The sequence below is a fragment of the Microcoleus sp. T2B6 genome, from assembly GCF_036700475.1.
Classification (GTDB): Bacteria; Cyanobacteriota; Cyanobacteriia; order Cyanobacteriales; family Microcoleaceae; genus Microcoleus.
The window spans coordinates 198,382-223,493 of record NZ_JAUBOZ010000001.1; the positions used below are offsets into that span (position 1 = coordinate 198,382).

At 44.9% G+C, this 25,112-nt stretch carries 25 protein-coding genes, 1 tRNA gene and 1 pseudogene; 14 read left to right on the forward strand and 13 right to left on the reverse strand.

The window, feature by feature from the left end; translation table 11 throughout:
- Nucleotide 1: 1 nt before the first annotated feature.
- From QUA00_RS00850 to QUA00_RS00875, 6 genes are all read left to right on the forward strand, one after another.
- Nucleotides 2-475 carry a R3H domain-containing nucleic acid-binding protein gene (locus tag QUA00_RS00850; RefSeq protein WP_333039170.1) on the forward strand — a complete coding sequence of 158 codons (474 nt, stop codon included), beginning with the start codon at nucleotides 2-4 and terminating at the stop codon, nucleotides 473-475.
- 98 nt (nucleotides 476-573) lie between these two features.
- On the forward strand, nucleotides 574-1,086 hold the full coding sequence (locus QUA00_RS00855) for a YceD family protein (protein ID WP_333408388.1): 513 nt from the start codon (nucleotides 574-576) through the stop codon (nucleotides 1,084-1,086).
- Between the two features lie 115 nt (nucleotides 1,087-1,201).
- A complete protein-coding gene (locus tag QUA00_RS00860; protein ID WP_333144706.1) occupies nucleotides 1,202-2,710 on the forward strand; it encodes an AAA family ATPase in 1,509 nt (502 codons plus the stop codon).
- A 199-nt stretch (nucleotides 2,711-2,909) separates the two neighbouring features.
- The gene (locus QUA00_RS00865; protein ID WP_333144705.1) at nucleotides 2,910-3,371 is read left to right on the forward strand and encodes an SH3 domain-containing protein; all 462 of its coding nucleotides are present in this window, start codon (nucleotides 2,910-2,912) and stop codon (nucleotides 3,369-3,371) included.
- Between the two features lie 450 nt (nucleotides 3,372-3,821).
- Nucleotides 3,822-3,998: a hypothetical protein gene (locus tag QUA00_RS00870; RefSeq protein WP_242724391.1), complete on the forward strand. Its 177-nt coding sequence runs from the start codon at nucleotides 3,822-3,824 to the stop codon at nucleotides 3,996-3,998.
- A gap of 656 nt (nucleotides 3,999-4,654) precedes the next feature.
- Nucleotides 4,655-6,235: a peptidoglycan-binding protein gene (locus QUA00_RS00875; protein WP_333408389.1), complete on the forward strand. Its 1,581-nt coding sequence runs from the start codon at nucleotides 4,655-4,657 to the stop codon at nucleotides 6,233-6,235.
- 177 nt (nucleotides 6,236-6,412) lie between these two features.
- Here QUA00_RS00875 and QUA00_RS00880 read toward each other — a convergent pair whose 3' ends face one another.
- The 4 genes and pseudogenes from QUA00_RS00880 to lipA all read right to left on the reverse strand — a co-directional run.
- A complete protein-coding gene (locus QUA00_RS00880; RefSeq protein ID WP_333144703.1) occupies nucleotides 6,413-6,940 on the reverse strand; it encodes a transcriptional repressor in 528 nt (175 codons plus the stop codon).
- A 480-nt stretch (nucleotides 6,941-7,420) separates the two neighbouring features.
- Nucleotides 7,421-8,686 carry an RNA polymerase sigma factor SigC gene (sigC, locus tag QUA00_RS00885; RefSeq protein WP_333205429.1) on the reverse strand — a complete coding sequence of 422 codons (1,266 nt, stop codon included), beginning with the start codon at nucleotides 8,684-8,686 and terminating at the stop codon, nucleotides 7,421-7,423.
- Between the two features lie 519 nt (nucleotides 8,687-9,205).
- Nucleotides 9,206-9,379, reverse strand: a complete 174-nt coding sequence (locus tag QUA00_RS00890) for a hypothetical protein (RefSeq protein WP_333408390.1) — start codon at nucleotides 9,377-9,379, stop codon at nucleotides 9,206-9,208.
- 330 nt (nucleotides 9,380-9,709) lie between these two features.
- Nucleotides 9,710-10,585: pseudogene (gene lipA / locus QUA00_RS00895) on the reverse strand (lipoyl synthase); the annotation flags it as partial.
- Between the two features lie 91 nt (nucleotides 10,586-10,676).
- Here lipA and QUA00_RS00900 point away from each other — a divergent pair.
- Both QUA00_RS00900 and QUA00_RS00905 read left to right on the forward strand, forming a co-directional pair.
- A tRNA-Pro gene (locus QUA00_RS00900) sits at nucleotides 10,677-10,750 on the forward strand.
- A gap of 618 nt (nucleotides 10,751-11,368) precedes the next feature.
- On the forward strand, nucleotides 11,369-12,490 hold the full coding sequence (locus tag QUA00_RS00905; RefSeq protein WP_333144701.1) for an EAL domain-containing protein: 1,122 nt from the start codon (nucleotides 11,369-11,371) through the stop codon (nucleotides 12,488-12,490).
- Nucleotides 12,491-12,565: 75 nt separating this feature from the next.
- On the opposite strand, the gene QUA00_RS00910 is transcribed toward QUA00_RS00905, so the two are convergent.
- A complete protein-coding gene (locus QUA00_RS00910; RefSeq protein ID WP_333144700.1) occupies nucleotides 12,566-13,441 on the reverse strand; it encodes an SDR family oxidoreductase in 876 nt (291 codons plus the stop codon).
- A 56-nt stretch (nucleotides 13,442-13,497) separates the two neighbouring features.
- Between QUA00_RS00910 and QUA00_RS00915 the strand changes: the two genes are divergently transcribed.
- Nucleotides 13,498-13,671: a hypothetical protein gene (locus QUA00_RS00915; protein WP_333144699.1), complete on the forward strand. Its 174-nt coding sequence runs from the start codon at nucleotides 13,498-13,500 to the stop codon at nucleotides 13,669-13,671.
- 16 nt (nucleotides 13,672-13,687) lie between these two features.
- On the opposite strand, the gene xth is transcribed toward QUA00_RS00915, so the two are convergent.
- From xth to QUA00_RS00930, 3 genes are all read right to left on the reverse strand, one after another.
- Nucleotides 13,688-14,473, reverse strand: coding sequence for an exodeoxyribonuclease III (gene xth / locus QUA00_RS00920; protein ID WP_333408391.1), 786 nt, complete (start codon nucleotides 14,471-14,473; stop codon nucleotides 13,688-13,690).
- A 137-nt stretch (nucleotides 14,474-14,610) separates the two neighbouring features.
- Nucleotides 14,611-15,000: a hypothetical protein gene (locus tag QUA00_RS00925; protein ID WP_333240877.1), complete on the reverse strand. Its 390-nt coding sequence runs from the start codon at nucleotides 14,998-15,000 to the stop codon at nucleotides 14,611-14,613.
- A gap of 164 nt (nucleotides 15,001-15,164) precedes the next feature.
- Nucleotides 15,165-16,598 (reverse strand): NB-ARC domain-containing protein, encoded by a 1,434-nt coding sequence (locus tag QUA00_RS00930; protein WP_333408392.1) that lies wholly within the window; start codon nucleotides 16,596-16,598, stop codon nucleotides 15,165-15,167.
- Nucleotides 16,599-16,814: 216 nt separating this feature from the next.
- Between QUA00_RS00930 and QUA00_RS00935 the strand changes: the two genes are divergently transcribed.
- From QUA00_RS00935 to QUA00_RS00950, 4 genes are all read left to right on the forward strand, one after another.
- Entirely contained in the window at nucleotides 16,815-18,014 is a 1,200-nt protein-coding gene (locus tag QUA00_RS00935; RefSeq protein WP_333408393.1) for a hypothetical protein, read from the forward strand.
- Nucleotides 18,015-18,040: 26 nt separating this feature from the next.
- Nucleotides 18,041-19,003, forward strand: a complete 963-nt coding sequence (locus QUA00_RS00940; protein ID WP_333308174.1) for a hypothetical protein — start codon at nucleotides 18,041-18,043, stop codon at nucleotides 19,001-19,003.
- Between the two features lie 11 nt (nucleotides 19,004-19,014).
- Nucleotides 19,015-19,401 (forward strand): hypothetical protein, encoded by a 387-nt coding sequence (locus tag QUA00_RS00945; protein WP_333308172.1) that lies wholly within the window; start codon nucleotides 19,015-19,017, stop codon nucleotides 19,399-19,401.
- 69 nt (nucleotides 19,402-19,470) lie between these two features.
- On the forward strand, nucleotides 19,471-21,105 hold the full coding sequence (locus QUA00_RS00950) for a hypothetical protein (protein ID WP_333308170.1): 1,635 nt from the start codon (nucleotides 19,471-19,473) through the stop codon (nucleotides 21,103-21,105).
- Nucleotides 21,106-21,253: 148 nt separating this feature from the next.
- Here the strand turns inward: QUA00_RS00950 and QUA00_RS00955 are convergent, their stop codons facing one another.
- The 5 genes from QUA00_RS00955 to QUA00_RS00975 form a co-directional block, all read right to left on the reverse strand.
- Nucleotides 21,254-21,571, reverse strand: a complete 318-nt coding sequence (locus QUA00_RS00955) for a transcriptional regulator (RefSeq protein WP_333308168.1) — start codon at nucleotides 21,569-21,571, stop codon at nucleotides 21,254-21,256.
- Nucleotides 21,543-21,887 (reverse strand): type II toxin-antitoxin system RelE/ParE family toxin, encoded by a 345-nt coding sequence (locus QUA00_RS00960; RefSeq protein ID WP_333308166.1) that lies wholly within the window; start codon nucleotides 21,885-21,887, stop codon nucleotides 21,543-21,545. The genes QUA00_RS00955 and QUA00_RS00960 overlap by 29 nt, the downstream gene beginning before the upstream one ends.
- 240 nt (nucleotides 21,888-22,127) lie before the next feature.
- Nucleotides 22,128-22,760 (reverse strand): type II toxin-antitoxin system antitoxin SocA domain-containing protein, encoded by a 633-nt coding sequence (locus QUA00_RS00965; protein WP_333408394.1) that lies wholly within the window; start codon nucleotides 22,758-22,760, stop codon nucleotides 22,128-22,130.
- A 141-nt stretch (nucleotides 22,761-22,901) separates the two neighbouring features.
- A complete protein-coding gene (locus tag QUA00_RS00970) occupies nucleotides 22,902-23,171 on the reverse strand; it encodes a hypothetical protein (RefSeq protein WP_333308162.1) in 270 nt (89 codons plus the stop codon).
- Complete coding sequence (locus QUA00_RS00975; protein WP_333408395.1) at nucleotides 23,119-23,457, reverse strand: DUF6972 family protein; 339 nt, start codon at nucleotides 23,455-23,457, stop codon at nucleotides 23,119-23,121. The genes QUA00_RS00970 and QUA00_RS00975 overlap by 53 nt, the downstream gene beginning before the upstream one ends.
- A gap of 199 nt (nucleotides 23,458-23,656) precedes the next feature.
- On the opposite strand from QUA00_RS00975, the gene QUA00_RS00980 reads away from it, so the two are divergent.
- Nucleotides 23,657-24,580: a fused MFS/spermidine synthase gene (locus QUA00_RS00980; protein WP_333146993.1), complete on the forward strand. Its 924-nt coding sequence runs from the start codon at nucleotides 23,657-23,659 to the stop codon at nucleotides 24,578-24,580.
- Nucleotides 24,581-25,112 lie beyond the last annotated feature (532 nt).

Below are 25,112 nucleotides of genomic sequence, written 5' to 3' on the forward strand. Positions count from 1 at the left end.
AATGAAAGACTCTCAAATGCAGCGCGGACAGGCATGGTTAGAAGAATTGCTACAACTGTCCGCAATTCCTTCAAAAGTGGTATGCGAACAACAAAAAGATTGCTATTGGATGACAATAGATGAAAGCAATCTGACTCCAGAACAAGTTGCAATCTTAGTCGGGCCCAACGGTAATGTAATAGATGCCATTCAGTACCTCTGCAACACGGTTCAGAATATAGGTCAGGAAGTAGAGGAGTCAATTCCTTATACAGTTGAACTAAATGGCTATCGCATCCGCCGCCAAGAGGAATTGCGATCGATGGCAGAGTACGCAGCAGATCAAGCGCGATCGACGGGAGTTGAAGTTGAAATAAAATCGCTGTCTTCGGCAGAACGCCGTCAAGTCCACAGCTTTTTGAGCGAATGTGAGGATATAGAAACTTACAGTCAAGGACAAGAACCCGATCGGCGTTTGGTAGTGCGGCTGCGCTGACGCTAAAGAAGGAAGAAGGAAGAAGGAAGAAGGAAGAAGTTAAAAAATTAACTATTCCTTTTGACCTTTGAATTCAAGAATTAGGAAGGCGAAAGATTATGGAGACAATTTATATCCCTCATCTACTCACAAAAACTGAGCGGAAAGAGGTCATTGATTTTGAAGAATTTATCCCCGATTTAGAAACTCTTACTCCGGTGCGGGGGCGACTGCAAGTGGCTCACCAAGGGAATTATCTTGAGGTGAAGGCAAAAGCAGAAACAATTGTTACTCTCACCTGCCACAGATGCTTGAAACAATACAATCATCGTTTGGCACTTAACTCATCAGAACTAATCTGGCTCGAAGAAACAGCAAATCAAACAGATTCAAGTTCAGCAGAAATAGAAGTTGCTTTAGAAGATTTGGTGGAAAATTTGTCCCCCGGTGGCTATTTCTCTCCGGGCGATTGGGTGTACGAGCAAATGTGTTTGGAACTGCCGCACAAACAGATATGCGATACTGAATGTCCGGGAATTTCTTTAACTGATGATGCAAATACAGAAAGCACCGAAACAGTCTCAGACAGTCGCTGGGCGTCTCTGGAAGCACTTAAACGGCAATTGCCTTAGTCAGTTGGCAGTGGGCAGTTGGCAGTGGGCAGTTGGCATTAGCTAATAAGAAATAACAAATAACAAATAACCACTGACAACTAACAACTAACAACTAACCACTGACAACTGACTAATGACTATTTTTAGCGACGAGTTTGAACTACTGCTGCGATCGCGCTACCCCCTAATTTACATTCCCACACGGGAAGAAGAGCGCGTAGAAGCGGCGATCGCCCAAAGTGCCAAAAAACAAGGTTCTCGCGCCGTCTACATCTGGGATTTTGTTGATGGCTACCAAGGCAATCCCAACGATACAGGTTTTGGCAAGCGCAACCCGCTGCAAGCTTTGGAATTTCTCGAAAAATTACCCGCCACTGCGCCGGCAATTTTTATTCTGCGCGACTTTCAGCGGTTTTTGGAAGATGTCTCGATTTCCCGCAAGCTGCGGAATTTGGCGAGACTCCTCAAATCTGTGCCCAAAAATATTGTCATCATATCTCCTTTAATTTCGATCCCGGAAGACCTCAGCGAAGTGATGACAGTTTTGGAATTTCCCCTGCCTGCGGCGGCGGAAATCAAAGTTGAGGTAGAAAGGCTATTAGGGGCTACCGGACAAGCCATTGAAGGGCGTTTGCTGGACGAAACAGTGCGCTCCTGCCAAGGGTTGTCGATCGAACGAATCCGCCGAGTTTTGGCAAAGGCGATCGCCACCAGAGGCGAACTCCATTCCGACGACGCGGAACTGATTTTAGAAGAAAAGCGCCAAACAATTCGCCAAACTCAAATTCTGGATTTTTACCCAGCCCGCGAAAATATATCCGATATCGGCGGTTTGGACAATCTCAAAGAATGGCTGCTGCGGCGCGGCGGTGCTTTTTCCGATCGAGCTCGCCAATACGGTTTGCCGCATCCCAGAGGTTTGTTGTTAGTCGGAATTCAAGGAACCGGAAAATCCTTAACAGCAAAGGCGATCGCCCACCACTGGCATTTGCCTTTGCTGCGGTTGGATGTCGGGCGCTTGTTTGCCGGATTAGTCGGAGAATCGGAATCCCGCACCAGGCAAATGATTCAGCTAGCCGAAGCTTTGGCCCCCTGCGTGCTGTGGATTGACGAGATTGACAAAGCTTTTGCGGGATTAGACGGTAAAGGGGATTCCGGGACAACCAGCCGGGTGTTCGGGACATTTATTACTTGGTTGGCCGAAAAAACTTCGCCGGTGTTTGTAGTCGCAACAGCCAACAACATCCAGTCTTTGCCGCCAGAAATGCTGAGAAAAGGCAGGTTTGACGAAATATTTTTTGTGGGTTTGCCCAGCCAGGAGGAACGGCGGGCGATTTTTGAGGTACATTTGTTGCGGTTGCGATCGCACAGCATCAAAAATTACGATTTAGAGCGCTTGGCTTACGAAACTCCCGATTTTTCAGGGGCCGAAATCGAGCAAACTTTGATTGAAGCAATGCACATTGGCTTTAGCCAAAATCGAGACTTTACCACGGATGATATTTTAGAATCAGCTAGTCAGATGGTGCCCTTAGCCAGAACGGCTCAAGAGCAAATCCAGTTTCTCCAAGATTGGGCCGCGGCTGGGAAAGCTCGCCTTGCTTCTAGATACGGCAGTTTGAGCCGCCGGATTCAAGGTTAACCTTTTGAAGTCAGTAGTCAGTAGTTAGTAGCCAGTTGTCAGTTGGCAGTTACCAGATTTTACTCAACATTCAGCAGTCAACACTCAACAGTCAACTTTCTTCCCTCTGCCTTCTGCCTTCTGCCTGACATCCGTTACATCCGTTACATCCGTTACAGAATCCGTTGCCGAACTTCCCTCTTCCTTCATTTGCGGTTTTATGAACACTGTATATAGCGTTTTCAAATTTTTAGTGGGTTTTCTGCTCGCGATCGTCCTGATGGCAGGTGCTAGCGTGGCTGCTGCACTTTACTTTGCCGCTAAGCTAACTACTATCCCCGAAAAACCAGTTTTTTCCAACGACAAAACACCAGCTCAGGTTGCGGGCGCTGCGCCGAAGTCAACAGCCCAGGCTAGCCCTGTTTCTACATCTAGCGATGCCCCGTCTCCGAAACCGCTGGAACCGGGAGCTTACCGAGCTCTGGTGACTCAGCCGATCGGCTTAATTCTCCGGGATACTGGTAGCCGAGACTCGAACCGCATTGGCGGTGTTGGTTACAAGGAAAGAGTCGTAGTTTTGGAAGAGTCGCCCGACAAAGAGTGGCAGCGAATTCGGATTGAGGATGGCGATCGCGAAGGTTGGGTCAAAGGCGGCAATACTGAAAGAATTGAGGGCGAATAGGATTTAGACAAAAAATATACTCCTCTGATTGTGACGGCAGCGAAGGAATGGCAGTGTGAAAATTGTTCACCAACGCCGGTTTTTTTCCTGTCTATTGTTGCCCAAATAGCGATTTACACATTTATCACAAAAAGTCAAGTTAAATTTATTTACGATATTTGAGATTGCAGTTTGAGGCGCACAGACTGCGGGTGCGATCGCCCCCTGCAAAATCCTGAATTTGACATAAAAGCCCAGCAGACAAAAGGTTTCAATAGCTAAAAGTCAACAGAAAAACTTGAACAGACATAAGTAAAACTTATGTTTTTCAGGAGAGTATGTTAAGAAAATTAGCAAAATTTTAAGGTTAGTTGCAAAACCCAGGCTGTTGTCACTGGCGCAGAGGCAAGAATGGTAGCTTGGATAACAAGATGTAAGTTTTCAGCTTAACAGCTACCAACAATAAAAAATATGTACGACAAACGTCCCGATCGAGATTTGGCGACTGCTGCTGTTACTGCAGCTTTGGGAGCTGGGGTCGTTACCTCTTTTGCGGTGAGCAGAGGCCAAAACCCGCTAGTAGCCATCGCAATTACTATTTTTGCAGCGGGAGTAGCTGTAATTTGCGATCGGTTCGGCTTAATTTAAGCGAGCGTCGATTTTTTAATACACAGTCAACTTACGAGATGTTACACCATTCTCAATAAGCTTTTTATGAACAGGCAAGAAGCCTATTCCACAAGAAAATTCACTCTTTGTGGAACAGGCATCTTGCCTGTTCTTAAGAATGATGCAAGATGTGAGCTTATCAAAAAATCCCCGTTCTATTTGCAACTAGCAAAAGTGGGGATTTTTAGTGGCTAGTTTTTTCGTTAATCAGCGGTACTTTCCCAGACGCACTCGCCACATGAAGAAGCCGCGTTTCTTAACAAAAAACCTGCGATTTCAGGCTCTTTACCCGACAACCAATTAAGGTGATAAGAACCGGCCCGCAAGTCTTGTGGTAATTTCTGCGGCCCCCAGATAAAATATTAGCCAGCACTACCCCAGAACTTATTGTCTTTTGGCCTTAAAGGCTAAGACTATGCCTGCAAACTTTTTTGTTTAGTCTCGCGTCTCTAGAAGCAGCGATGCTATCTTGGTTGTTACCTGTAATTATTTTTGACTGTAAATTTTTTAGAAAAACGGGTGCTTCGCGCTTTCCAAGTAGAACTTAGCGTTGATAGAATCCAAGCCAAGCGTGCTAAAAATGATTTTTGGCAGTTTGCTCACACAATCCACCCACAATTTCACACTAAAAAATTATGGAATCTCTTGCTTACCTCGAACTTGCTCTTGTTTGCGAAGCACCCGCAGAGTCGAAAATTTTTGATGAGCCCAAGTGGCAAAACCTATCGAGTCAGACTTACGTCCGTTTGCTGTCTCTGGCTTTGATGCTGTCGGTTTTGAGTGCAGCCGGTTCGGCTTTTGCTCAAATAGATCCGGGATATCCAAATTTGCGCTCTGTTCAAGACAGGTTGCGGGAACTCGGTTATTTTCCCAGATCATCGACAGGTCAACTCGGCCCGGTAACAAAACAGGCGCTGACTAACTTTCAGCGAGACTATCAACTGTCGCTGACTGGTAGGCCCGATCGAGCTACTGTGATCGCACTCAACAGTTTTGCCGGGGATGACGATCGACCTTTTAATACTATTTATACAAATTATCGGGAGCTGCGTTTTGGAGACGCGGGTGCAGATGTTTCCGCACTCCAGCGCAGGTTGCAGCAGCTAGGCTACTTCAACGCGCGTCCAACAGGGAGTTTTCGCGAAGTTACTCAAAATGCGGTTAGATACTTCCAGCGAATAAATCGACTGCGGGTAACTGGAATTGCCGATAGGCAAACTTTAGCTTTGCTGTTTGGTTCCACCCGGCCAGTTCCCCCCGTTACGCTTCCAGGGGATATTTCAGGGAATGGCGGTTGCAAGGGGCTGCGGTTCGGGGACAGAGGGGCGACGGTAGACTTGATCCAGCGGCAATTAAAAGCTTTGGGCTATTTTGAAGGCGGCGTTGACGGCAAGTTTCGCGAACGCACTCTCTACGCTGTGACTCGTTTTCAGCAAGATTACAATCTGGTTTCTGACGGCTGCGCTGACACTGCTACTTTGACTGCTATCGATGCCCAGATGAGGCAAGCTCAAATTACCTCATGGACTGAGGAAGATGAGCAACAGAGTAATGCCGGAGATTTTCTGGAGTTGGGCGACAGAGGCCGACAAGTAGAATTTGTGCAGCGGCGGCTGCAAGAATTGGGTTATTACAGGAGCCAGATTCACGGTTGGTTCGATCGACCAACTCAGGCAGCTTTGATCCGCTTTCAGAGAGATAGCGGGCTGTTCGGGACTGGAAGGGTCGATCGCAGCACTCGATCGGCTTTGCGGCAAGGCAACAGGCAGGCCTCCGCGCCTGTGCCGCAGCAAATCGCCGCTGGTCTGCGACGGGGCGATACTGGGCCTGCTGTCCGACAGCTTCAGTCTGCGCTCAGAAGTCTGGGCAAAAACCCCGGCCCGGTGAACGGAGTATTTGGAGCCGAGACTGAGTTTGCGGTGCTGTCGTTTCAGCAGGAACGCAATTTGTCACCGGCGACGGGTATTGCCACTCCGGCGACTTGGGCTGCGCTCCAAAACGGATTAGCTGGGCGGCTAGCTGTTCCTGCTGTTCCAATTAGCAGCAGTTTCAACTCTCGATCGAGCATTCAGCAATTACAAAGGCGGCTGCAAGACCTCGGCTTTTACACAGGCTCGATCAGCGGAGTTTTGGATACTTCGACGAGAGATGCCCTCGATCGAGCTCAGCGCAGTTACGGGGTTAGCAGCGACGATTTGTTGAGCCAAACTTTTTAGCCCCAGGCTTGCGGACGCTACATCAAAGAAATCGGGTTTCTTGTTTCCGACTCATTCCTGAAATGATGTATTTTTCTTAAGAAACCCGGTTTCTGCGTAACTCTGATCGCACTTGGGCTACCGATTTTTGTTAAAACTTGTAACAAGTCGTACTTGAAATGCGAAAATAGTGTAATGTCACTCGATTAAATCCGGGGCGCTGCTGCCGTTCTGGGCGATCGACCTCGGACAAGACCAATTGCTGGAAACCAAAGACGGCCATCCCATCCGCAAAGCTTCGTGGCACACCGTATGAATGGTTAGCTGGCAGTCTAGCAGGTGCAACCCAGACTTTTCAGCTTGCTTCATGCCAATTTTCAAAATCGAATCGTTGTTAAATTCGATCGTTCTGTTGCACTGAACGCAGACTAGGTGGTGGTGGTGATGCGGGTAAGGCTGGTTTATTTCATAGTGTTTGTGACCTTCTGCTAGTTCGAGTTCGCGGAGGAGGCTCATCCTTGCCATTAACTTTAAAGTTCGGTAAATGGTGGACAAGCTAATGTTTTCGCCGCGATTTTTTAACAAAGTGTACAAATCCTCCGCACTCAGGTGATTGCCTTTGGGGAGGTTCTGAAACACGTGCAAGATGGTTTCCCGTTGGGGAGTCATCCGCCAGCCTTTGTCATTGAGTTCGGATTTGAATGAGGACGCGGTATAAAGTGCCATAGTGACCCTCTCAAGAAAGTCTGCCTATTGACAATAATACACAACGATCGAGATATTTTGCAAATATCGCAGCTTATTGAAAAAAGATTGAGGAAAAAATTTGGTTTTTGATATTTTTTGACTTGTAACCAGCTTTATGACTGATATCAAATCCGGTAGCATCGGAATTATTCCTCTCTGTATTCTCTCCCTCTGCGTTCTCTGCGCCCTCTGCGGTTAAATCATTCCGATACAACCGGAAACGATATGAAAGCATCAAGGATACAAGCCCCCGGATTCATCTCGCGCAAGTCAATACTTCAATCTAAAATCTAAAATCTAAAATCTAAAATCTAAAATCTAAAATCGATTGACTTGCTGCAGAGGACAGAGAAGTTGTTTAGAAGTAAATATTGTTACTTCTGCCGAATGCCTCATGCCTTCTGCACAAGTGCCAAATGCCTTGATCCCTGATTAATCGCGCTGACTGACCGTCCCAATTTAAGTCAAAGACTCCAGATAGTCGCGGACGCGGTTGCGACGCTTAGGTTGGCGGAGTTTTTGCAAAGCTTTTGCTTCAATTTGACGCACTCGTTCGCGGGACAAGTCGAGGGCGCGACCGATTTCTGCCAGCGAATAGGGGTGTCCGTCACCCAAACCAAAGCGCATCAGAATTACATCTCGCTCGCGGCTGGTCAAATCTGCCAGCAGTTGCTGCAAGTCGCGGTGCAAAGCTTCTCGCATCAGCATTTCTTCTGGGGAGATGCTGTCGGTTTCGAGCAAGTCGCCCAACTCTGTATCTTTTTCGTTGCCCACTTTAGTTTCCAAAGAAACAGAACGGGGAACTCGCAGCAAAACTTCTCGGACTTGGGGCGCTGTCATGTCCAACTCGACAGCGATATCTTCGATCGTAGCTGTCCGACCTTTTTCTTGAGAAATTTTGCGCTGGGCTTTTTTGATTTTGTTAAGTTTTTCGGTGATGTGGACGGGGAGGCGAATGGTGCGGCTTTGAGTGGCGATAGCCCGCGTAATTCCCTGCCGAATCCACCAGTAGGCATAGGTGCTAAACCGATAGCCCCGCGTCGGGTCAAACTTTTCTACAGCTCGCTCCAGTCCCAGAGTACCTTCTTGTATTAAGTCGAGCAATTCTAAACCGCGATTTTGATATTTTTTCGCCACCGAAACCACTAGGCGCAGGTTCGCCTTAATCATGTGGTCTTTAGCTTCGACGCCTTCAGCTTGAATTCTTTCGATCGCCTCCACCGTCATTTCTGCTAACTCGGCCCACTGGCGCTTGCCTTCGGACATAATTCGCTTGAGTTCTGGCACGTCACCGACACCGGCGGTTAATGCCCAGCGTTCCAGGGAAGGTTTATGTCCCAACTGTGCGGATAACCGATCGCGCACTTCTATTAAATGCACGAAGCGTCCAATTAGTCCTTCTTCCTGGGAGGCGACGGTGTTACGTAATTCCAGCAATTTGATATAGCGCTGAACTTTTTGAGCTTCCGAGACTTCTTCGTCTCTACCCAAGAGACGAACCCGACCTATTTCTTGGAGGTACAGGCGCACTAAATCTGTAGTGCGACGGTTTGCATTTTTTTGCAATTTGGCTGCTGGGTCTGCATCTTCTGTCTCTGCTGGGTCTTGGTCGAGCAGTTCGTCTCCAGCTTCTTCAGCATCTTCATCCAACACATCACCTTGCAAGGGATTGACTTGCAGTTGTTCGTCGAATTCAGCTTCAGCGTAAAAAGAGGTGGCTGGCATAGTGATTTTCTCAGTGGCTCCGGTGAAAAGATGCTACGCTTAGCGGTTATTTATAATTAAGATGCCCATTTGGTTAAGACGAAGCATCACCGCTTTGTGTTTCTTTAGTAACTTTTCTGACTTTTCTGCTGTTGTTCGATCGAACTTTTGCTGCCCCACTTGTTTTACCAAGATTCTGGAAAACGCTAAGAACTTTCTGATGTAACAGGTTGAAGGCCCGAAAAGTGTGCTTTACTTCTTTGTTTATGTAGCTAGTATAGATAGTTACTGGCTAGAAACAAGTGACGTTAGTCAGAAGTTAAGTTAATCTTCATCACCAATAAGCTGGTTCCCGATCACTTCGGAAAATTAGCCATTTTTTTAATAAAACTTTATATAACTCGGCGCTCTTGATTAAATACGCTGTTGTGAGCGCAGAACTTTAATCCATTACAGCATATGAGCTTCAGAGTTGCTATAGTCCGCAGTACCGAGTTATTGGCTGACGCAAAAACCGGGTTTCTTCCTCAAATTTCTGGATTAAAACCTAGAAGTTTCAGGAAGAAACCCGGTTTCTGGATCTCTTTTACGTAACTCGCGACTTTGAGGCGGCGATCGACCGATAATAGTTTTGCTGTTGGCTGCTGCTTCCGGCTTAACATCACGCCCCGAACACCAGCATCTGAAATCGGGTTTTTTGCCCAGGGGCTGCATATCAAGCGCAGGTTTTTCCTCGCTGTTACCCAGTTGATCGGGTTTTAGTGAGAATGGTGCGATCGCGCGCGAGTCCTTGGTAACAAGTTAAGCTAAGAAAGCATTGTCAATCAGCAATTATGCTCAACATTTACTCGGATTTTGGGCATAAAACTGAGATATGGGCGATCGAGGAATCATGCCTCCCATGATATTTATACTTACTCCCTCTCAAATCGTAAATTTTCCACTCCTAAAAAAGCCGTTTTTTTGAGTAATATTACTGATTGACAAATGCAATTAAGTCTTAACTTGTCACCAATGGGCGCGAGTCAACTCAAATTAAAATTGCTAGCGTGGGTAAAGTTTCATCAGTTCCCTCACCTGTTCGGCGTGATAGGAACTGCGAGTTAAGGGAGAAGCGACAACTTGCAAGAATCCCAAAGATTCGCCAAACTTTCTCCAAGCATCAAACTGTTCTGGAGGCACAAAGTTTTCGACGTTCAAGTGCTTTTGAGTCGGTTGCAGGTACTGTCCAACTGTTAAAATATCGCAGCCGACAGCCCGTAAGTCCTGCATCGCCTCCCGAATTTCGGCGTCTGTTTCTCCCAGTCCCACCATGATGCCGGATTTGGTGTAAACCCCAGGTGCGAGTTCGCGGCTTCGCTGCAATAGTTCCAAGGTGCGATCGTACTTTCCTTGCGGCCGCACCTTGCGGTAAAGTCGCTTTACGGTTTCGGTATTGTGGTTGAGTACCTCTGGCCGGGCTGCGAGAATAATTTCTAAAGCCTGCCAGTTGCCGCACAAGTCGGGAATCAAAACTTCTATAGTTGTATCGGGCATCGCCGATCGCACTGCTTGAATGCACTCGACAAACACAGACGCGCCCCCATCCGGCAAATCGTCCCGGTTGACAGAGGTAATCACGACGTGGTTGAGTTTGAGCCGCTGCACTGCTTGGGCCAATCTTTGGGGTTCTGTGGGATCTAAAGGTTGGGGCTTTTTCTCAAAATCGATGTCGCAGTAAGGACAGGCGCGGGTACAAGCCGGGCCCATAATCAAAAAAGTCGCAGTACCTGCGTTGAAGCATTCGCCGATGTTCGGACACGACGCCTCCTCGCAAACCGTATTCAGGGATAAATCCCGCAAAATTTCTTTGACGTTGCCGACGCGCTCCCACTGGGGGGCTTTAACTCGCAACCACTGGGGCTTAACTGTCACGTCTGTCTCCGCCTGAGTAGTGTTTTACAAATAATTATATACGAGGTTGCTAAATTTTTACTTGAATGTGATAAGCTTAAAATCTAGTGACTAATTTCGGGATGTAGCGCAGCTTGGTAGCGCACCTCGTTCGGGACGAGGGGGTCGCAGGTTCAAATCCTGTCATCCCGATTGCTTTTAACTCTTCACGGGTAACGAGTTTCAGATTTATTACCCTCTAGAATATTCCACTTTCCGCTCATCCTTCGCTCAGTCCGACTCTTCTAAGTAGCTGAGTATCTCCAAAACTGCTTCAAATCCTGTCATCCCGATTATAAAATTAGATTGGATATGCCCCAGCAAGTGAGTTTGTTTTGGGCGATCGTCCGGGTGTGTATATTTCTGGTACGCATAAATTAGTCGATCGGGCGATTCCCTACGGGATAGCTGCGCTTCATGGGCGTGTTAATTCCCCTTTGCTAAAAAATCAACTGTAGCCACTGTTTTGGCAGAGGGAATTATAGAATAAAACGTAAACAATCAGAGCAGCAGTAGAGACTAGAGAACAAGTCTTTGCCTTCTCCCTCTGTGATGATTTGGGACTGTGTTTAATCACAGGTACTTGCTCAATGCTGAGAACTTTGACCAAGGTTTGAAACCGGAGGCAAGTATAAATACTGCAATAATTCTTAAATACAAGTTCATTAAGATTTACATCTTGAGATAGATGAATTAATAGGTGAATGAGCTTATAATAAAAGCTAATTCTTAGCGGGTCTAAAATTAACCCGAAAACCGGAGGATATTCCAATGCAAATAAGTGGCAAAGCCTTCGGCTCCTGCTCTCGCTGCGAAACAGTACCCGAAAAAATAGAGGGCAGGGGAGGTCTATACCTGTGGTTTCCAGTATCGCACACCCTGACCAAGGTTATTTCGGCACTGACTAAGGCTAAACTTGAATTCAAGCTTTTAGAAGAGAGCAAGTGTTTGTACGTTATGCTTGAGGGAATAGCCAAAGAAAAGTTTAACGCCCTAGCATCATCGGTGCTGACAACTCAAGAGTTGAAAGAGACAAAAGTTTTGTGGATGCGCGAAGTTGAACAGCCAAAACTTAGCGATTTTTATCGCAGCACTTCCTTAGACAGTTTTATTAATTTGAGTAACTCTGATTGGCTGTTAGATTTATTGTCCGAAGAACGCATTACTACACATTTTCAGCCCATTGTTTATACCTCAGATACTTCTAAAATTTTTGCCCACGAAGCCCTGCTCCGAGGAATTGACGAGCAAGGAAACTTAATTTATCCGGGTCGGATTTTTGCCCAAGCAGAATCAGCCGGCCTAATTTTTCAACTAGATGTTTTAGCCCGGACTCGCGCTATCCGCGAAGCCCATGTTTACGATATCAAAGAACTACTTTTTATTAATTTTTCTCCGACTTCAGTTTACGATCCCGCTACGTGCCTGCGAAGAACAGTACAGGCTATTGATGAATCTGGAATTCCTCACAGCAATATTGTTTTTGAAGTAGCGGAATCTCAGCACCCTCCTGATATCGATCACTTGATTAATATTCTGAGGTTTTACCGAGAGGCGGGATTTTTAATTGCCCTGGACGATTTTGGCAGCGGTTCTTCTAATTTAAATTTGATGCACCAACTGCGTCCAGATTTTATTAAGTTGGATATGCAATTGATTCGCAACGTCGATCAAGATTATTATAAGGCCCTAATTACTGAAAAGATGTTAGAAATTGCCGCTCAATTAGAAATTAAAACTGTTGCTGAAGGTGTGGAAACTTTGGAGGAGTTTGAGTGGGTGCGGGAACGGGGAGCAACTTTTGTTCAAGGTTATTTGATTGCTAAGCCGACTTCGCCGCCGATCGCAGTTACGAGTTATATTGGTGCTGAACCAGTACCTATTTCTGCTTAGGTGGTTTCCATTTGCGATTTGGCGCTACATTTGCTCGTCCCCAGGCTCTGCCTGGGAACGAGAATTACTAGCACTTTAAACGCTTAAATTGCGCCGCAGAAACATTTCTAAGGATTCCATTCTCATGCCGTAGATTGATTCCAAGTTTTGCACTTCTTCGGGAGTGCAGAAATACTCGTTACCCAGCAATACCCGCAAAGTTCCTAAGTCTTTTTGAGCTTGAGGATTCAATAAACCCAACGCATTTCTCAAACCGTCAAACACCATCAGCGGCGGGTTGATTACTATCGGTTCGCGCTTGAATAAGCGTGCAAAAATGCAGGGAATGTCATCCCTTGTCAGCACATCCGGGCCACCGACTCGCAGAATTTGGTTGCGTGCGCCTTCGACTGTTGCCGAGTCTGCGGCAATCTTTGCTAAGTCATCGGTACTGACAACAGAGGTGCGGTTTTTGCCGTCGCCAATCAGCAGGTAAAGTCCGGTTTCTCGAAATCTTTCTGCTAGCGGTAACAAGCTGGAAGCAAAACCGGCAGGCCGCAAGATTGTATAATTCAATCCGCTGTTTTGCAGGTATTTTTCAACTTCTCGCTTGGCTTTGAATACTGCGGAATCTTCGTATCCTCGATCGACTCCCAGTACCGAAATAAAGACAAAGTGCTGCACTCCCGCTTCTTTGGCGCAGTCGATTAATTCTATGTTAGCGCGGTAGTGTACTGCTTGAACATCGCCGCCGGTGCCGTGGGTGCTGATGATGTATTGCACTCCTTGGCAGGCTTTTTTAATATCTTTGTCTTGTTTTAAGTCGCCGATAAAAATCTCGGCGCCTCGGTTTTCTAGTTCAGAGTAGCGAGATGCGAGGCGAACGAATGCGCGGACAGGCTTTTCTTGCTGTCTGATTTCTCGTACAATTCGGCGGCCTAGTGCGCCTGTTGCTCCGGTTACTAAGAACATGATTTTTTGTGGTTGGTTGTTACTTACATATTGCACATTTCTCAAGAACAGGCAAGATGCCTGTTCCACAAATAGTGAGTTTTATTGTGGGGAGTAGGGGTTGGGCATCCTGCCCCTTAAGAACAGGCAAGATGCCTGTTCCACAAAGAGTTAATTTTATTGTGGTGTGGGCATCCTGTCCGCCCATCCAAGGCTTATTGAGAATGGGGCAAGATGTCAATTGTTACTAACCTTATAACTTATAAATCAAATTTCGACAATTACGGGGGCATGGTCGCTGGGTTTGATTAATTTTCTGGGAGCAATGTCTATTGTACAGTTTTTTGCTTGTTCGTACAGGGGAGGGCTGAGATAATGGTGGTCGATTCTCCAGCCGTTGTTGCGTGGAAATGCGGCGGCGCGGTAGTCCCACCAGCTATAATGGCCGCCTTCTGATGTGAATTTGCGAAAGGGGTCGTTTAATCCTAATTCTATGATTTCTTTTAGCGCGAGGCGCTCGGCGACAGACAAGCCGACGGAGTTAGCATTGGCTTTGGGATTGTGGATATCTCGATCGTCCGGGACGATGTTGAAGTCGCCGCAAATACACAATTTGGGGGATTTATCTAGTGCTATTTTGAGGTATTCTTGCAGCAGTTTGAGCCACTTTAGTTTGTACTCATATTTCTCGCTGCCAACTTCGGAACCGTTGGGAACGTAGGCGGAAATAATGCAAATATCGTCTATAACCCCGGCTATTAGGCGTTTTTGTTCGTCAAAAATACCTGTGGCTTCGTCGCCGAGAAGGGGGGCAAATCCGGTGCTGATTTGCGTTAGGGGCGATCGGCTGAGAATGGCGACGCCGTTGTAGGATTTTTGACCGGAAATGTAGCAGTTGTAGCCGAGGTTGATGAAGGGTTCTAGGGGGAAGTCTTTGTCTGGAACTTTGGTTTCTTGGAGGCAGAGAACGTCTGGGGAGTTGGTTTGCAGCCAGCTAGTAACGTGTTCTAGGCGGGTGCGGATTGAGTTGACGTTCCAGGTGGCGATTTTCATTAATATAGTTATGTGGGGGGAACCCAAATTCGGATGACTCGGCGGTTGAAACCGCTACTACACATACAAAGTCCGCCTGCGCGGACTAATAATAAAAGCGATCGCACCTATTTTAAGCTATTTTTTGCCGTGTCAACTCACTTGATTTGATAAATGTAAGCATCTTCGATCCACGTCTGATTAATCCGATTATTTGTCAATCTTCTGCCAGATAAGTCTAAATTCCACTTTTGCTGTTCCTGACGTAAGCCCTCAATTAAGTCATGTTTTGGGCTTACGGCTACGAGGGCTGTCCAATCGATTTTCAATTCAGGTTTAACTTCGCGAAAGACTGACAGAATTTCCCCATAAGTTTTAAGAGGCCCTTCGCTATCGTACAGAGGTGAGGTGAGCATCAGCCGCCAGGTTTCTGGTTCTGGTGCGTAGTTCCAGAGAGCAGAATCAACTGATAGATTTGCTGCATTTAGAGCGTCTATTAGTCTTTGACCTTCTGCTATTTCGTGACTTAATAATGTTGCTGTAGCCATTGTAAAACTCCGTGAGTGGGGTCAGTAATTGCTAAGTAAATGCAGATTCAAGACTTACGCATCAATATCAAAGAAACCGGGTTTTTTACCAAATTCTAGGCAGGTATGCAGTGTTTTCGTAAAAAACCCGGTTTCTGCCTCCACGACTAAAATTGATAAGTTTATCAGTTTTTGTTTCGGGTTTTGTTGATTATATACTCTCTGATTACTGGCCCGATCGTAAAGTGCGATCGCCCGTTGTGTTTTACTGTTTCAACTAATGACCGTCGTCCTAAAGATTGCATGACTTTCAATAGTTCTGGCGGTGATAGTTGCAGGTTTTCTGGTATTTTTGAGATGTCGGCTGGTTCGGGGGTATTGGCTAGCCATGCGATCGCCTGTTGTTCGGATGCGGTTAGGCGATCGAAATGCTGGTGCAGGAGTGATTCTAAGTCTCCTAAGAATAGGGTATCATAGGATAGGAATTCGGAAACGCTACCGCCGAATAAGTCTTGAATCAATGTGGCAACTATATTTAACCATAAGGGATTGCCTCGGTAAAGGTCGATTAGTTCTGACCATTTCTCCGGTTCTGCTAATCCTTTTTCTGTGAATATTTCTTGTGCTTCGGGGCCTAAACCGTTGAGTTGCAGAGATTTGCAGGGGCGGTTTTCCCCTTCTAAGGCGGCGATTTCTCTGGGTTTTTCCCAACTCAGGAGGATTAAGCAACTGTTGTGCGATGATTCTGTTATTTGTTTGAAGAATGCGCCGTAATTTTCATATCCAGGTTGGTAATTTCCTGCGAGTTGTTGGCTGCTGAAAATGGTTTGGATATCATCGAGGATGATGAGACAGCGGTGCGATCGTAAATATTCTAGTAGGGGCAATCCCCCCGTGGTTGCCCTTTCTTCGGGATAGGGGGCGGGCACGGAGGGGGCGGGCACGGGGACACCGCCCCTACAGAATTTAATTAAGTCGGTTTGCAGTGATGCTAGGGGTGGAGAGTTGCGGAGACTTCGCCAGATGATGTAATCGAATTCGTGTTGAATTTGTGAGATTAGTTGGAGAGTAAGGGCGGTTTTGCCAATACCGGATAAGCCTAAGATGCTGATGAGGCGGGTGCGGCCTAAAATCCAGTTTTCGAGGGTGGTGAGTTCGGATGTGCGGTTAGAGAATAGGTTGGGTTCTGGTGCATCAGCTAAATCTAAATGTACTTTCTGTTCGGAATTGCTTGTTTTTTCGTTAAACTTATCCTTTTCTTGCGGTTCAGATTGTAATCTTTTTGAGGATTGCGAACTATCAGCAGAGATGTTACCAATATGAATGCAGCCATTCCCGACGAGTGAGACAATATTAGAAGCTTGTAAATTTTCCAACTTAGCTCTAAAATTTGCTTTAGATACTTGTTCCTCGCCTAATGCAACTGATAAAAGTTTCCATAATTTAAAGCCAACCTCTTTAACGTATTTCTCTGAACGGTTGTGATGCTGTGCAATTTCTTTATATTTCTGATTGTCCCAAGCGCCACGTAATATAGCTTTTTGCAGACTATCTAAGTGTTTTCCCGTAGTAGTCAAAGCTAGATGGTCTACAAATTCTAAAGCTTCTTCAACGTCCATCGGTCACGTAGATGCAAGGGGTTGACCTGATTGTAACCCAACTAAATATGACTTTTTCACTAGCAACCAACTAAATGTGACTTTTTATGACCTAGTTGGGATGGAAACAACTACTAAATGTGACTTTATATGGCTTGACAAGCTTTGGTATTTAGGAAATAATTTATACTTAAGACAACAAAAGGTTATGCTAAGCGCTAGTTGTATCTACCTGTTATGACACAACCGAATATTTTGGAACTCGCGAAACAGGGAGATGCAAAGGCGATCGCGCTTCTGCTGAACCGCCAGCTACAAGCCAAGGGCATCACCGCCGCAGCTTCCCTTAAGGATGGTTGTTTACAGGTGATGCTGGAATCGGCAGAAGCGCCTAGTCAGCAAGTCTTGGCCCCGTGGGTGAGTAAGTCGATCGCTGGCTTGGGGGCTGCATCAATTGAGAAAGTGAAGGTTTACGGGCGACAGACGGGCGCAAAGGTGCCGGCGTGGAGTCAAGAGTTTGAAGTGGCGGGGCAAAATTTGCCTGTTGCAAATGTCACAGAGGGGCGGGCAAGTTCTAGTGAGAATACGGAGTCAAATCAGCTTAGTTTGAAGGAACGGGCTAAGCTTGGGGATGTGGATGCGATCGCCAGTCTGTTAAATCTTCCGTTACAGAATAAGGGGATTAGTGCGACTGCGAGTTTGCAAGATGGTTGTTTACAGGTGATGCTGGAGGGCGATCGGGTTCCTGATGAGGAGGCTTCTATCAGGATTGTCCGCAGGGAGTTGACGAATTTGAAGGCGGGGGCGATCGCTTCTGTGAAAGTTTACGGGCAGCAGGCGGGTGAAGATTTTCCGGCTTGGAATCGAGAGTTTGAGCTAAAGGCAGAGGTTAGTTCAGATTCAAAAAAATTATCAACAGATAAATTTGCAAATTTGACTGATCTATTGACTCCGATTATTGATTTGCTTAGAGAACGAAAATTTAAAGAAGTGTTGGACATCGGCCAAAATTATATTAATGAAAATCCAGAGCGTCAAAAACGTTTGATTGTAGTAGGAGTTATTCTCTTAGCAACTCTAACCTTTAAAGGAATACCTTTTTTAGGTTTCAATCACAATATTAAAGGCTCACTAACACTCAAGGATGACTTCTTCGGTGGAGTGGGTCAGTTTTGTAATGGAAAAGGAGGTTACGGGGATATTAAAAGTGGTAGGCAGGTGCTAGTAAAAGATCATAAAGGAGAAACTATTGCGACTGGAGAGTTAGGCATAGGTAAAATAATATCTGATAACCACTGCCAATTTTCTATCGAAGTGAATGGTATAAGAAAAGCAGAGTTTTACACAATTCAGATCGGTAGGCGAGGCGATTTGACATATTCATATCAAGAGATGAAGGATAAAAACTGGGAGCTGAATGTGTCTTTGGGTGATTGATTTACTGGGAATAAAAGGAGTGGTTTATGATTTTTGTAATTCCGTTTATTATGGGCGCTTTAGCTGCGGCTGGGGCTGCGTATGGATCGGTTAAAGGCTCTGAAGGCATGGGCAAAATGAATGAAGCCAAGGAAATAGGAGAACGAGCCCAACATCGACAGGAGAAAGCAGTCAGCGATCTAAAAGTAGACTGGGAAGCAGCCAACAGATTAGCAGAAGTTTACGGTCAACTGCAAATTCGTGTAAGGCATCGTACTATTGGGCGGTTTGTGGCTTTCATCGAACGCATTGGCCAGAAAGCTTCCCAAAGTGATATGAAATTTTTAGCTGGACTAGAAGGCATATCAATTCAGCAGCTAAAAGAATACAAAACTGTCGCGCTGGAAGGTCAGGAAGTATTCCAAGGTGTGACTTCATCCGCAGGGGCAGGCGCGGCTGCTGGTGCTACAGCAGTAGGCGTGGCGCAAACTTTTGGGACAGTTGCAGTTCCTCAATTTTTTGGCTTGTTTAGTACCAATGTAGCTGTTTCTCAACTCGGTATGTCTGGTGTGGCGGCGTGGTTAGGCGGTGGCAGCATGGCACTAGGTGGCGCTGTACTCGGAGGTATTGCACTTGGGCCTGCTTTAGCTGTTGGCGGTTTCCAAATTGCAGGTAAAGGTGAGGAAGCTTTAACGAAAGCACGTGAATACGAAGCTCAGGTTAACGTTGAAGTTGCCAAAATTGAAGAGGCTAGAGATTTCATCCGACAAGTCGAACGGCGAGTCAAAGAATTAGGCAAATTGGTGTCTGATTTAGATAGCCGCGTTGCTCTACTTCTCAACGAACTTGAATCAAAATCCTTTGATATAGTTCAAGATGCTGCTAAGTTTCAACAGGCACTAATGCTAGTGAAAGCCCTTGTAGAAATTATGCAAACCCCTGTGTTAGACAGCCAAGGAAATCTGAATTCGACCGTGGCGAATATTCAAGCAAAATACCGGAATATGTGAGGAAATTAACAATGAGCAAAATGGCAGCGTTTGTTAGCGGTGCTGATGCCTTTCAGCAAGTTATTGCACATTACTTTGAGTACAAGCAAATCGCTGAACAAGAGCGGACAAAGCGCCGTGAAATCAAAGCTTGGGAAAAGGAAAGCCTAGCCAAGATTAAAGCTCAACGTGACTTGTTAATGGAGTACCTCGATCGATCCTTTGATGAACGATCGCAAAATTTTAATCAACTTTTCGATGTGGTAGATCGAGCAATAGCATCTGGTAATAATGAGCAACTGGGATTAGCATTAGATTCGATTACAGAGCTTGCTAAGTCTAGCCCGTTTAAAGAACTGGCTAATTTATCTTCTGTGCAGGCTGCTCTTGCCGATCCAAACCACGAGTGGAAGTTTTAATTAGCTAGCTGTTAAACAATTATTGATAAACTAGAGTGGGGATTCCCCCACTCTAAAGGAGAGTAAATCATGGCTGACATTGAAAACCTTCTAAACCAACTGCCAGAAATTGCCGAGGAAATGAAACTTACTATTGGCAATCCTAGTGAAATCAGACGTGAAATTGGGAAGATAGATAATCTGATAAAGCGACTAAATACTATTGGCAAGGAACTTGAAGAAGTATTAAATAATGAGAGATTCAATAAAGGATTTTTGGGAGCGATACCTTTGTTAGGGGCAGTTGCGGGCTGGTTAATACCTGGTGGATTTTTAGTAGATGCACTTGTATCGGCAGGGAGTGGCTTACTTGCTGAAAAATTGGGCGATCCAGATAAGGAAACGTCTCTTGCTGACTTAATAGAAAATGTTGAAAACTTAATTGAGTGGGGCGATGGTCTCAAGAATATAGCAGAAAATATTTTAAAGGATTCACAATTATTGATCAAGCTAGAATGGGAAAGGAAATCTCTAAGTATCCCAGAAGAAGTAAGGAAAATTGATGAAGATTTAAGAATTCACATAGACTTTGATGAAGAGCAAAGTTTAAGGCAACAAGTTCAGCAAATAAAGGTAGCTCAAGAACAGCTAAAACAGGTTCAGCCCAAACTGGATAGTATCGTACACAATCTTGAACGTAATGTCGAGCCAATTGAGCGCATAAAAGCTTTTATATCTTACTTTGGGGAATTAGTGTTTGCGATAGAATGGTTTGATGAAGAGCATGGGCTTATTATATCTTATGAGGGTCAAACTACAACATTAGGAATTATCTTGAATGAATGTGTATCTTTAAAAGAAAAAGCTAATGCTTTAATTGACCGGGCTAATAGGTTAAGAGGACAGGCCGAACAATCTCTTAAACAGTTAGAAGAAGAACGCCGTCACAAGGAACAAAAAAAACCTAGTCGTAAGCAAAGTGAAAGATGCACACAGACAGGAGAATCTCTAAATTCTATTGACCGTACCATGTCTTCAGAGCAAAGACGCGGGGGTAGAAGTGGCTGGATACTGATACTATCCACACTGACTCTAGGAGTTTTGGGTTTTGTCGGCTGGAAAACTACCTTTCAAATTTCACCGAGTCAGGAGACAATAGCAAATTCGGGAATTCCTCTAAATGTTGGGGAGCAAAAACCAAATTCTGAACCTTCACCCACCTTAACACCGGCTCCTCAGCCAGACCCAACAGCAACAAATTTAGCAGCCGCTCAAAAACTAGCAATGGAAGCTGCCGTTATGACTCAAAATCCACCTCATCCACTAGAAAATTGGCAGCAAGTACAAGGGAAGTGGCAGGAATCAATCAAATTGTTAGAGGCAATTCCAGACAATTCGGCTGTTGCAACTCAAGCTCAAGAAAAGCTAAGTGTTTATCGAACTAACTATCAGGCGATTACTAATAGAATTGTCACTGAACAGAAAGCAGCCACTAATTTAGAATCCGCCCAAAAACTAGCATGGGAAGCAGCCGTCATGGTTAATAATCCACCTCATCCTAAAGAAGTCTGGCAGAATGCTCAATCAAAATTGCAGCAGGCGATCAACTTGTTAAGTTCTATTCCTCAAGGTACATTTGTGGAAGCTCAAGCTAAAGAAAAGCTTGCTGATTATCAGAACAACTACACGCTAATAAGCAACAGAATCAAAACTGAAGCTCCTTGATTTTATCCATATTACCAATTAAGTTTTAAATTACCAGAGATTAAGCCCCAATCCTAGCTGCTGATATCCTAGTTACTAGAAATCGCGATCGCCCTTACGTCCCAACTTGTCACAAAGTGCGATCGCCCTAACTATTTTATTAATTAACCTATTTTACTGCGACAGCCAACTGCAACCCCAATTTATCTAGTAGAGTTATCAAAGCATAAATTTCCTCCCCCCCACTCTCTGACAACATTCGATCGAGCTTCTCATAAATAAATTTACCTTCCACCGATAACTTATTCATCTGTAAATAAGCATCCACCACATCTTTAAGTCCTGCTCGCAGCAATTCAGGTTCGGGGCCTTCTGACTCCAATTCCAACATAGCCTCGATATAGCCAGCAGCACTTTCAGGGGTTTTTAAAGAAGAAATCAAGTATTCATGGTAGCTTCTAGTTGTTGGCACTTTGAGTTCTTTCATAATCTCTCCAGTATTTTTTAGCTTGGCTAATATCTTGATCTTGAGTGCTTTTATCACCGCCACATAGCAGCAACACAACTGTTAACCCGATTTGTCCAAAATAAACCCGATAGCCTGGGCCATAATCAATCTTAAGTTCATAAACTCCGGCTCCTAGTGAGCGATAATCTCCCAGATTGCCTAGCTCAACCCGCCTGAGTCGTTTCTTGATTTTAGATACAGTTTTAGTATCTTGAAGGGAATCAAGCCATCCTTCAAAGGGACTTGTCCCGTCGGCTTTCAGGTAGTTTTGTACTTCTCGTGGTTGAGCTTCCATAATTTTAACATAGGCAATCAGGGTTTTAATGGGAGCGATCGCGTGTCAGGTCACTACTTTTCGCAAGAGTATCCTAGCATAACTTGAGCTACCTGATTCATAGTAGCCTCATCGTTTATTATTTAGAAAATGAGTGCTTACCGATCCCGCTCGCAAATTGAAAATTTTTCATTCTGAGTTTGCAGGTACTTAAAGGAAAATCCCAAACCTTCGGGCGCCTTCCGTTGAGAAGGGACAATTTTAGACAGAGGTTTCTTCTTTGACACGAGCAGAATAATATTTTTTAATCGATTCTTGAGAAATAATGGCATGACAAGATTCGTCTCTCGGCAAATTCCCTCTCGCTTCCAGCCAAGGCATTTCACTGCAAATCATTCGTTCCAAAGTTTCATCATCATACTCAAAATATGCCTCGGCAACTTCTTCGATAAATTCCCCAATTTTTTGGGGAAGTTTCGGTTGTTCGATTTTCTCTGTAATTGGTTCCCAACTAAATTGGCATTGATACTTTTCTAATAAATCAGGAATAACTGGCCCGTGAATCCAGGCTTGAAAATCTGCATCAAATAGTGGCGTGCCGTAAACTCCTAAATACCAAGCTTGAGCGTAATACAAGAGTTTTTGTAGCTTGTAGACATTGATTGCTACATCAGTTTGCGCGGCTAACCAAAGGAAAGCATTTGCAATATCTCGATCGCTGATTTTTTCCGAATTAGTTGCAACCGCAACAACTTTCAGTTGACCTTCGCCTATCTGTTCCAATAGTTCACAAACTGACAAGTTAAATTCTCCGGCAATTTGCTCAACTTTTTGCCAGACTGGAGAACTCACAGTTATTTGATATTCAGTTGTTATTGAGGTAGCTTGGGTCATGGCAGTTTTTAAAGCTGACTTAAATAATTGTAGCAAACAGTGCGGAATAATGACCTAATAGCGATCGCCCTTACGTCCCAACTTGTCACAAAGTGCGTGAAGCGCAGCTATCCCGTAGGGAATCGCCCCTACATGAATTATTCAAGCTAACTCCGACACACTCAGCCGCCCTTCTACGGGTTCATACTCATCCTCTAAAAGCCAATACTGCGCCTCATCATAACTCTTACTAGAAAACACAACTTTATAACCCTCAGCCGGATTGTAGATCCGACAATTTCCCTCAGCGTCACTTAGTAACAAAAGCAGATAAGGTGGTGAAAGATTTGGATCGATCCATACCTCTGTAAATTCCCAGTTATTCTTCACTAAATCGGCTTCGAGGCGTAACGTGGTATCGGTTTTCTGCATCAATTTTTATCTCTCCGTAGTAAAGTAAAAGACGGCTACCATCCGGGTCAACTCTATAACCAATTGATTCAGCAAAAAACATACCATAACGATCGTATCCCCGAATCGTACCTGTAAATTCTCCATCTTCTATTATGGCTTGAGCTACCTGATTCATAGTAGCCTCATCGTTAAAAATATGAGCAGCACGTCCTTTATTAAGCAGTCTTCTCATTTGTGGCGTGTCTGGCAAGTGTTTAGCAATGTGCCTGCTGTCAAGGGTGATTTGGCGATTAATTCCACTCATTAATTAATTACTGAGCATACAAGTATGATTAAATCATGCGATCGCCCTTACGTCCCAACTTGTCACAAAGTGCGTGAAGCGCAGCACTCATGAACTACAATAAAGTACATAAAAAATTAGTCAGATATAACTGTAGCATATTTGGGGTTAAAGTTAAGATTCGTTTACCCTGAATCTAAAATCTAAAATCTAAAATCGTATGACTGATTATAAAGGCGATCGACAAACTAGCAATTTAGCAGCTATTCACCAACAAATCAATTGGCTTCAGCAACAGCCAGACGGCATCCTATTTCAACAAAACTCCGGCGCCAACTGCATCGCCGTAAAAAAAATAAACTCAGTGCTACTACTGCTTTTAGCAGACAGAGAAACCTTAATCACAAATGTAGCTCAATCAATCCTAGACCTCAACAATCCACTAAATTTAATCTTTCCCTATTCCCGATCCGTGCTGCTAGCATTAGTCTGGAAAACTCACCCCAAAAAAATCTATGTAATTGGATTTGGTGGCGGCACCCTCCCCAGAATTTTCCACCACTATTTCCCTAACGCGATAGTCGAATGTACAGATATTGACCAAAAAATAGTCGAAGTAGCTCAAAAATTTTTTGGCATTCAATTCGACGACAGACTCAAAGTAGCCATTCAAGACGGGCGCGAATATCTAGCCCAACAAGATTCCCCAGTAAAAAACGATATAATTATCGTGGATGCTGGTTTTGGCAGCGGCTATATGCCCTATAAATTGGTGACACAAGAATTTTACCAACTGTGCAAAACTCGCTTGTCAAGCGCAGGTGTTCTAGTTGTCCACCTGTTCCACAAACAAGAGTTTAATGCGGCAGCGGTGAAAACGATTCAAACTGTGTTCGCACAAGTTTATATATGCAATTTAGAAGCCGGCAACAGCGTTGTCATTGCGACTAATGCTCCCGATTTAGCTAAAAATGAAATTTTTTTGAAAGCCGAACTTATTCAAGATTTCCACAATTTAGGATTTTCCTTAATAGAAATGTCGCTCCACCTAAAAAAAGTAGCCCAATTTCCCGAATGGGTGAAAATTTGGGAAACGCTGCCAATTTTTACAGATGCTGAAATACCCGCCGGATATTTGGACTGATAAATATAGCAATCCTAAATGATTCAGATAAATTTGTAGGGGTAGTGCTACCCCTACTCCCCGTGCCTACCCCCTATCTATCGGGCAACCACGGGGGGATTGCCCCTACAATAATTATGCAAATGATTTAGGATTCCTATATACACAATTAGAGCTGTTAACCGAATCCCACAAAAAACTCTAATTGTAGGGTGCTTATGGGGGCACCATCGGGCTGTAGGGTGTTTAGGGGCGCACCATCGCTATGCCTTTAGCAAATCCCCACCAGTCAACAGTTGATACTACGAAACATCGCTCTAAAAAATACTTGACAGTGAAAATCTGGCGGTGTATTATAGAAGTAGTGCAAACAAGTAAAACCATGAGACTAAAAAGTTGGGAGTCTCCCCGCAGCGAGGGCAGAAACTCCAAAGGTAAAGGCGGCTCAGCCAGGGCTCGGCAACTCAAAAAGCAACAGCAAACTCTGCGAAAACAGTTAAAAGCTCAACACGATCGACCAAACGATCGACAAAACCACCCACAAAACCACCCA

What these genes read in the sequence shown, in the direction of transcription:
- QUA00_RS00850 (WP_333039170.1), top strand. Translation starts at nt 2, where the DNA reads ATGAAAGACTCTCAAATGCAGCGCGGACAGGCATGGTTAGAAGAATTG.
- QUA00_RS00855 (WP_333408388.1), top strand. Translation starts at nt 574, where the DNA reads ATGGAGACAATTTATATCCCTCATCTACTCACAAAAACTGAGCGGAAA.
- QUA00_RS00860 (WP_333144706.1), top strand. Translation starts at nt 1,202, where the DNA reads ATGACTATTTTTAGCGACGAGTTTGAACTACTGCTGCGATCGCGCTAC.
- QUA00_RS00865 (WP_333144705.1), top strand. Translation starts at nt 2,910, where the DNA reads ATGAACACTGTATATAGCGTTTTCAAATTTTTAGTGGGTTTTCTGCTC.
- QUA00_RS00870 (WP_242724391.1), top strand. Translation starts at nt 3,822, where the DNA reads ATGTACGACAAACGTCCCGATCGAGATTTGGCGACTGCTGCTGTTACT.
- QUA00_RS00875 (WP_333408389.1), top strand. Translation starts at nt 4,655, where the DNA reads ATGGAATCTCTTGCTTACCTCGAACTTGCTCTTGTTTGCGAAGCACCC.
- QUA00_RS00880 (WP_333144703.1), bottom strand. Translation starts at nt 6,940, where the DNA reads ATGGCACTTTATACCGCGTCCTCATTCAAATCCGAACTCAATGACAAA.
- sigC (WP_333205429.1), bottom strand. Translation starts at nt 8,686, where the DNA reads ATGCCAGCCACCTCTTTTTACGCTGAAGCTGAATTCGACGAACAACTG.
- QUA00_RS00890 (WP_333408390.1), bottom strand. Translation starts at nt 9,379, where the DNA reads ATGCAGCCCCTGGGCAAAAAACCCGATTTCAGATGCTGGTGTTCGGGG.
- QUA00_RS00905 (WP_333144701.1), top strand. Translation starts at nt 11,369, where the DNA reads ATGCAAATAAGTGGCAAAGCCTTCGGCTCCTGCTCTCGCTGCGAAACA.
- QUA00_RS00910 (WP_333144700.1), bottom strand. Translation starts at nt 13,441, where the DNA reads ATGTTCTTAGTAACCGGAGCAACAGGCGCACTAGGCCGCCGAATTGTA.
- QUA00_RS00915 (WP_333144699.1), top strand. Translation starts at nt 13,498, where the DNA reads ATGCCTGTTCCACAAATAGTGAGTTTTATTGTGGGGAGTAGGGGTTGG.
- xth (WP_333408391.1), bottom strand. Translation starts at nt 14,473, where the DNA reads ATGAAAATCGCCACCTGGAACGTCAACTCAATCCGCACCCGCCTAGAA.
- QUA00_RS00925 (WP_333240877.1), bottom strand. Translation starts at nt 15,000, where the DNA reads ATGGCTACAGCAACATTATTAAGTCACGAAATAGCAGAAGGTCAAAGA.
- QUA00_RS00930 (WP_333408392.1), bottom strand. Translation starts at nt 16,598, where the DNA reads ATGGACGTTGAAGAAGCTTTAGAATTTGTAGACCATCTAGCTTTGACT.
- QUA00_RS00935 (WP_333408393.1), top strand. Translation starts at nt 16,815, where the DNA reads ATGACACAACCGAATATTTTGGAACTCGCGAAACAGGGAGATGCAAAG.
- QUA00_RS00940 (WP_333308174.1), top strand. Translation starts at nt 18,041, where the DNA reads ATGATTTTTGTAATTCCGTTTATTATGGGCGCTTTAGCTGCGGCTGGG.
- QUA00_RS00945 (WP_333308172.1), top strand. Translation starts at nt 19,015, where the DNA reads ATGAGCAAAATGGCAGCGTTTGTTAGCGGTGCTGATGCCTTTCAGCAA.
- QUA00_RS00950 (WP_333308170.1), top strand. Translation starts at nt 19,471, where the DNA reads ATGGCTGACATTGAAAACCTTCTAAACCAACTGCCAGAAATTGCCGAG.
- QUA00_RS00955 (WP_333308168.1), bottom strand. Translation starts at nt 21,571, where the DNA reads ATGAAAGAACTCAAAGTGCCAACAACTAGAAGCTACCATGAATACTTG.
- QUA00_RS00960 (WP_333308166.1), bottom strand. Translation starts at nt 21,887, where the DNA reads ATGGAAGCTCAACCACGAGAAGTACAAAACTACCTGAAAGCCGACGGG.
- QUA00_RS00965 (WP_333408394.1), bottom strand. Translation starts at nt 22,760, where the DNA reads ATGACCCAAGCTACCTCAATAACAACTGAATATCAAATAACTGTGAGT.
- QUA00_RS00970 (WP_333308162.1), bottom strand. Translation starts at nt 23,171, where the DNA reads ATGCAGAAAACCGATACCACGTTACGCCTCGAAGCCGATTTAGTGAAG.
- QUA00_RS00975 (WP_333408395.1), bottom strand. Translation starts at nt 23,457, where the DNA reads ATGAGTGGAATTAATCGCCAAATCACCCTTGACAGCAGGCACATTGCT.
- QUA00_RS00980 (WP_333146993.1), top strand. Translation starts at nt 23,657, where the DNA reads ATGACTGATTATAAAGGCGATCGACAAACTAGCAATTTAGCAGCTATT.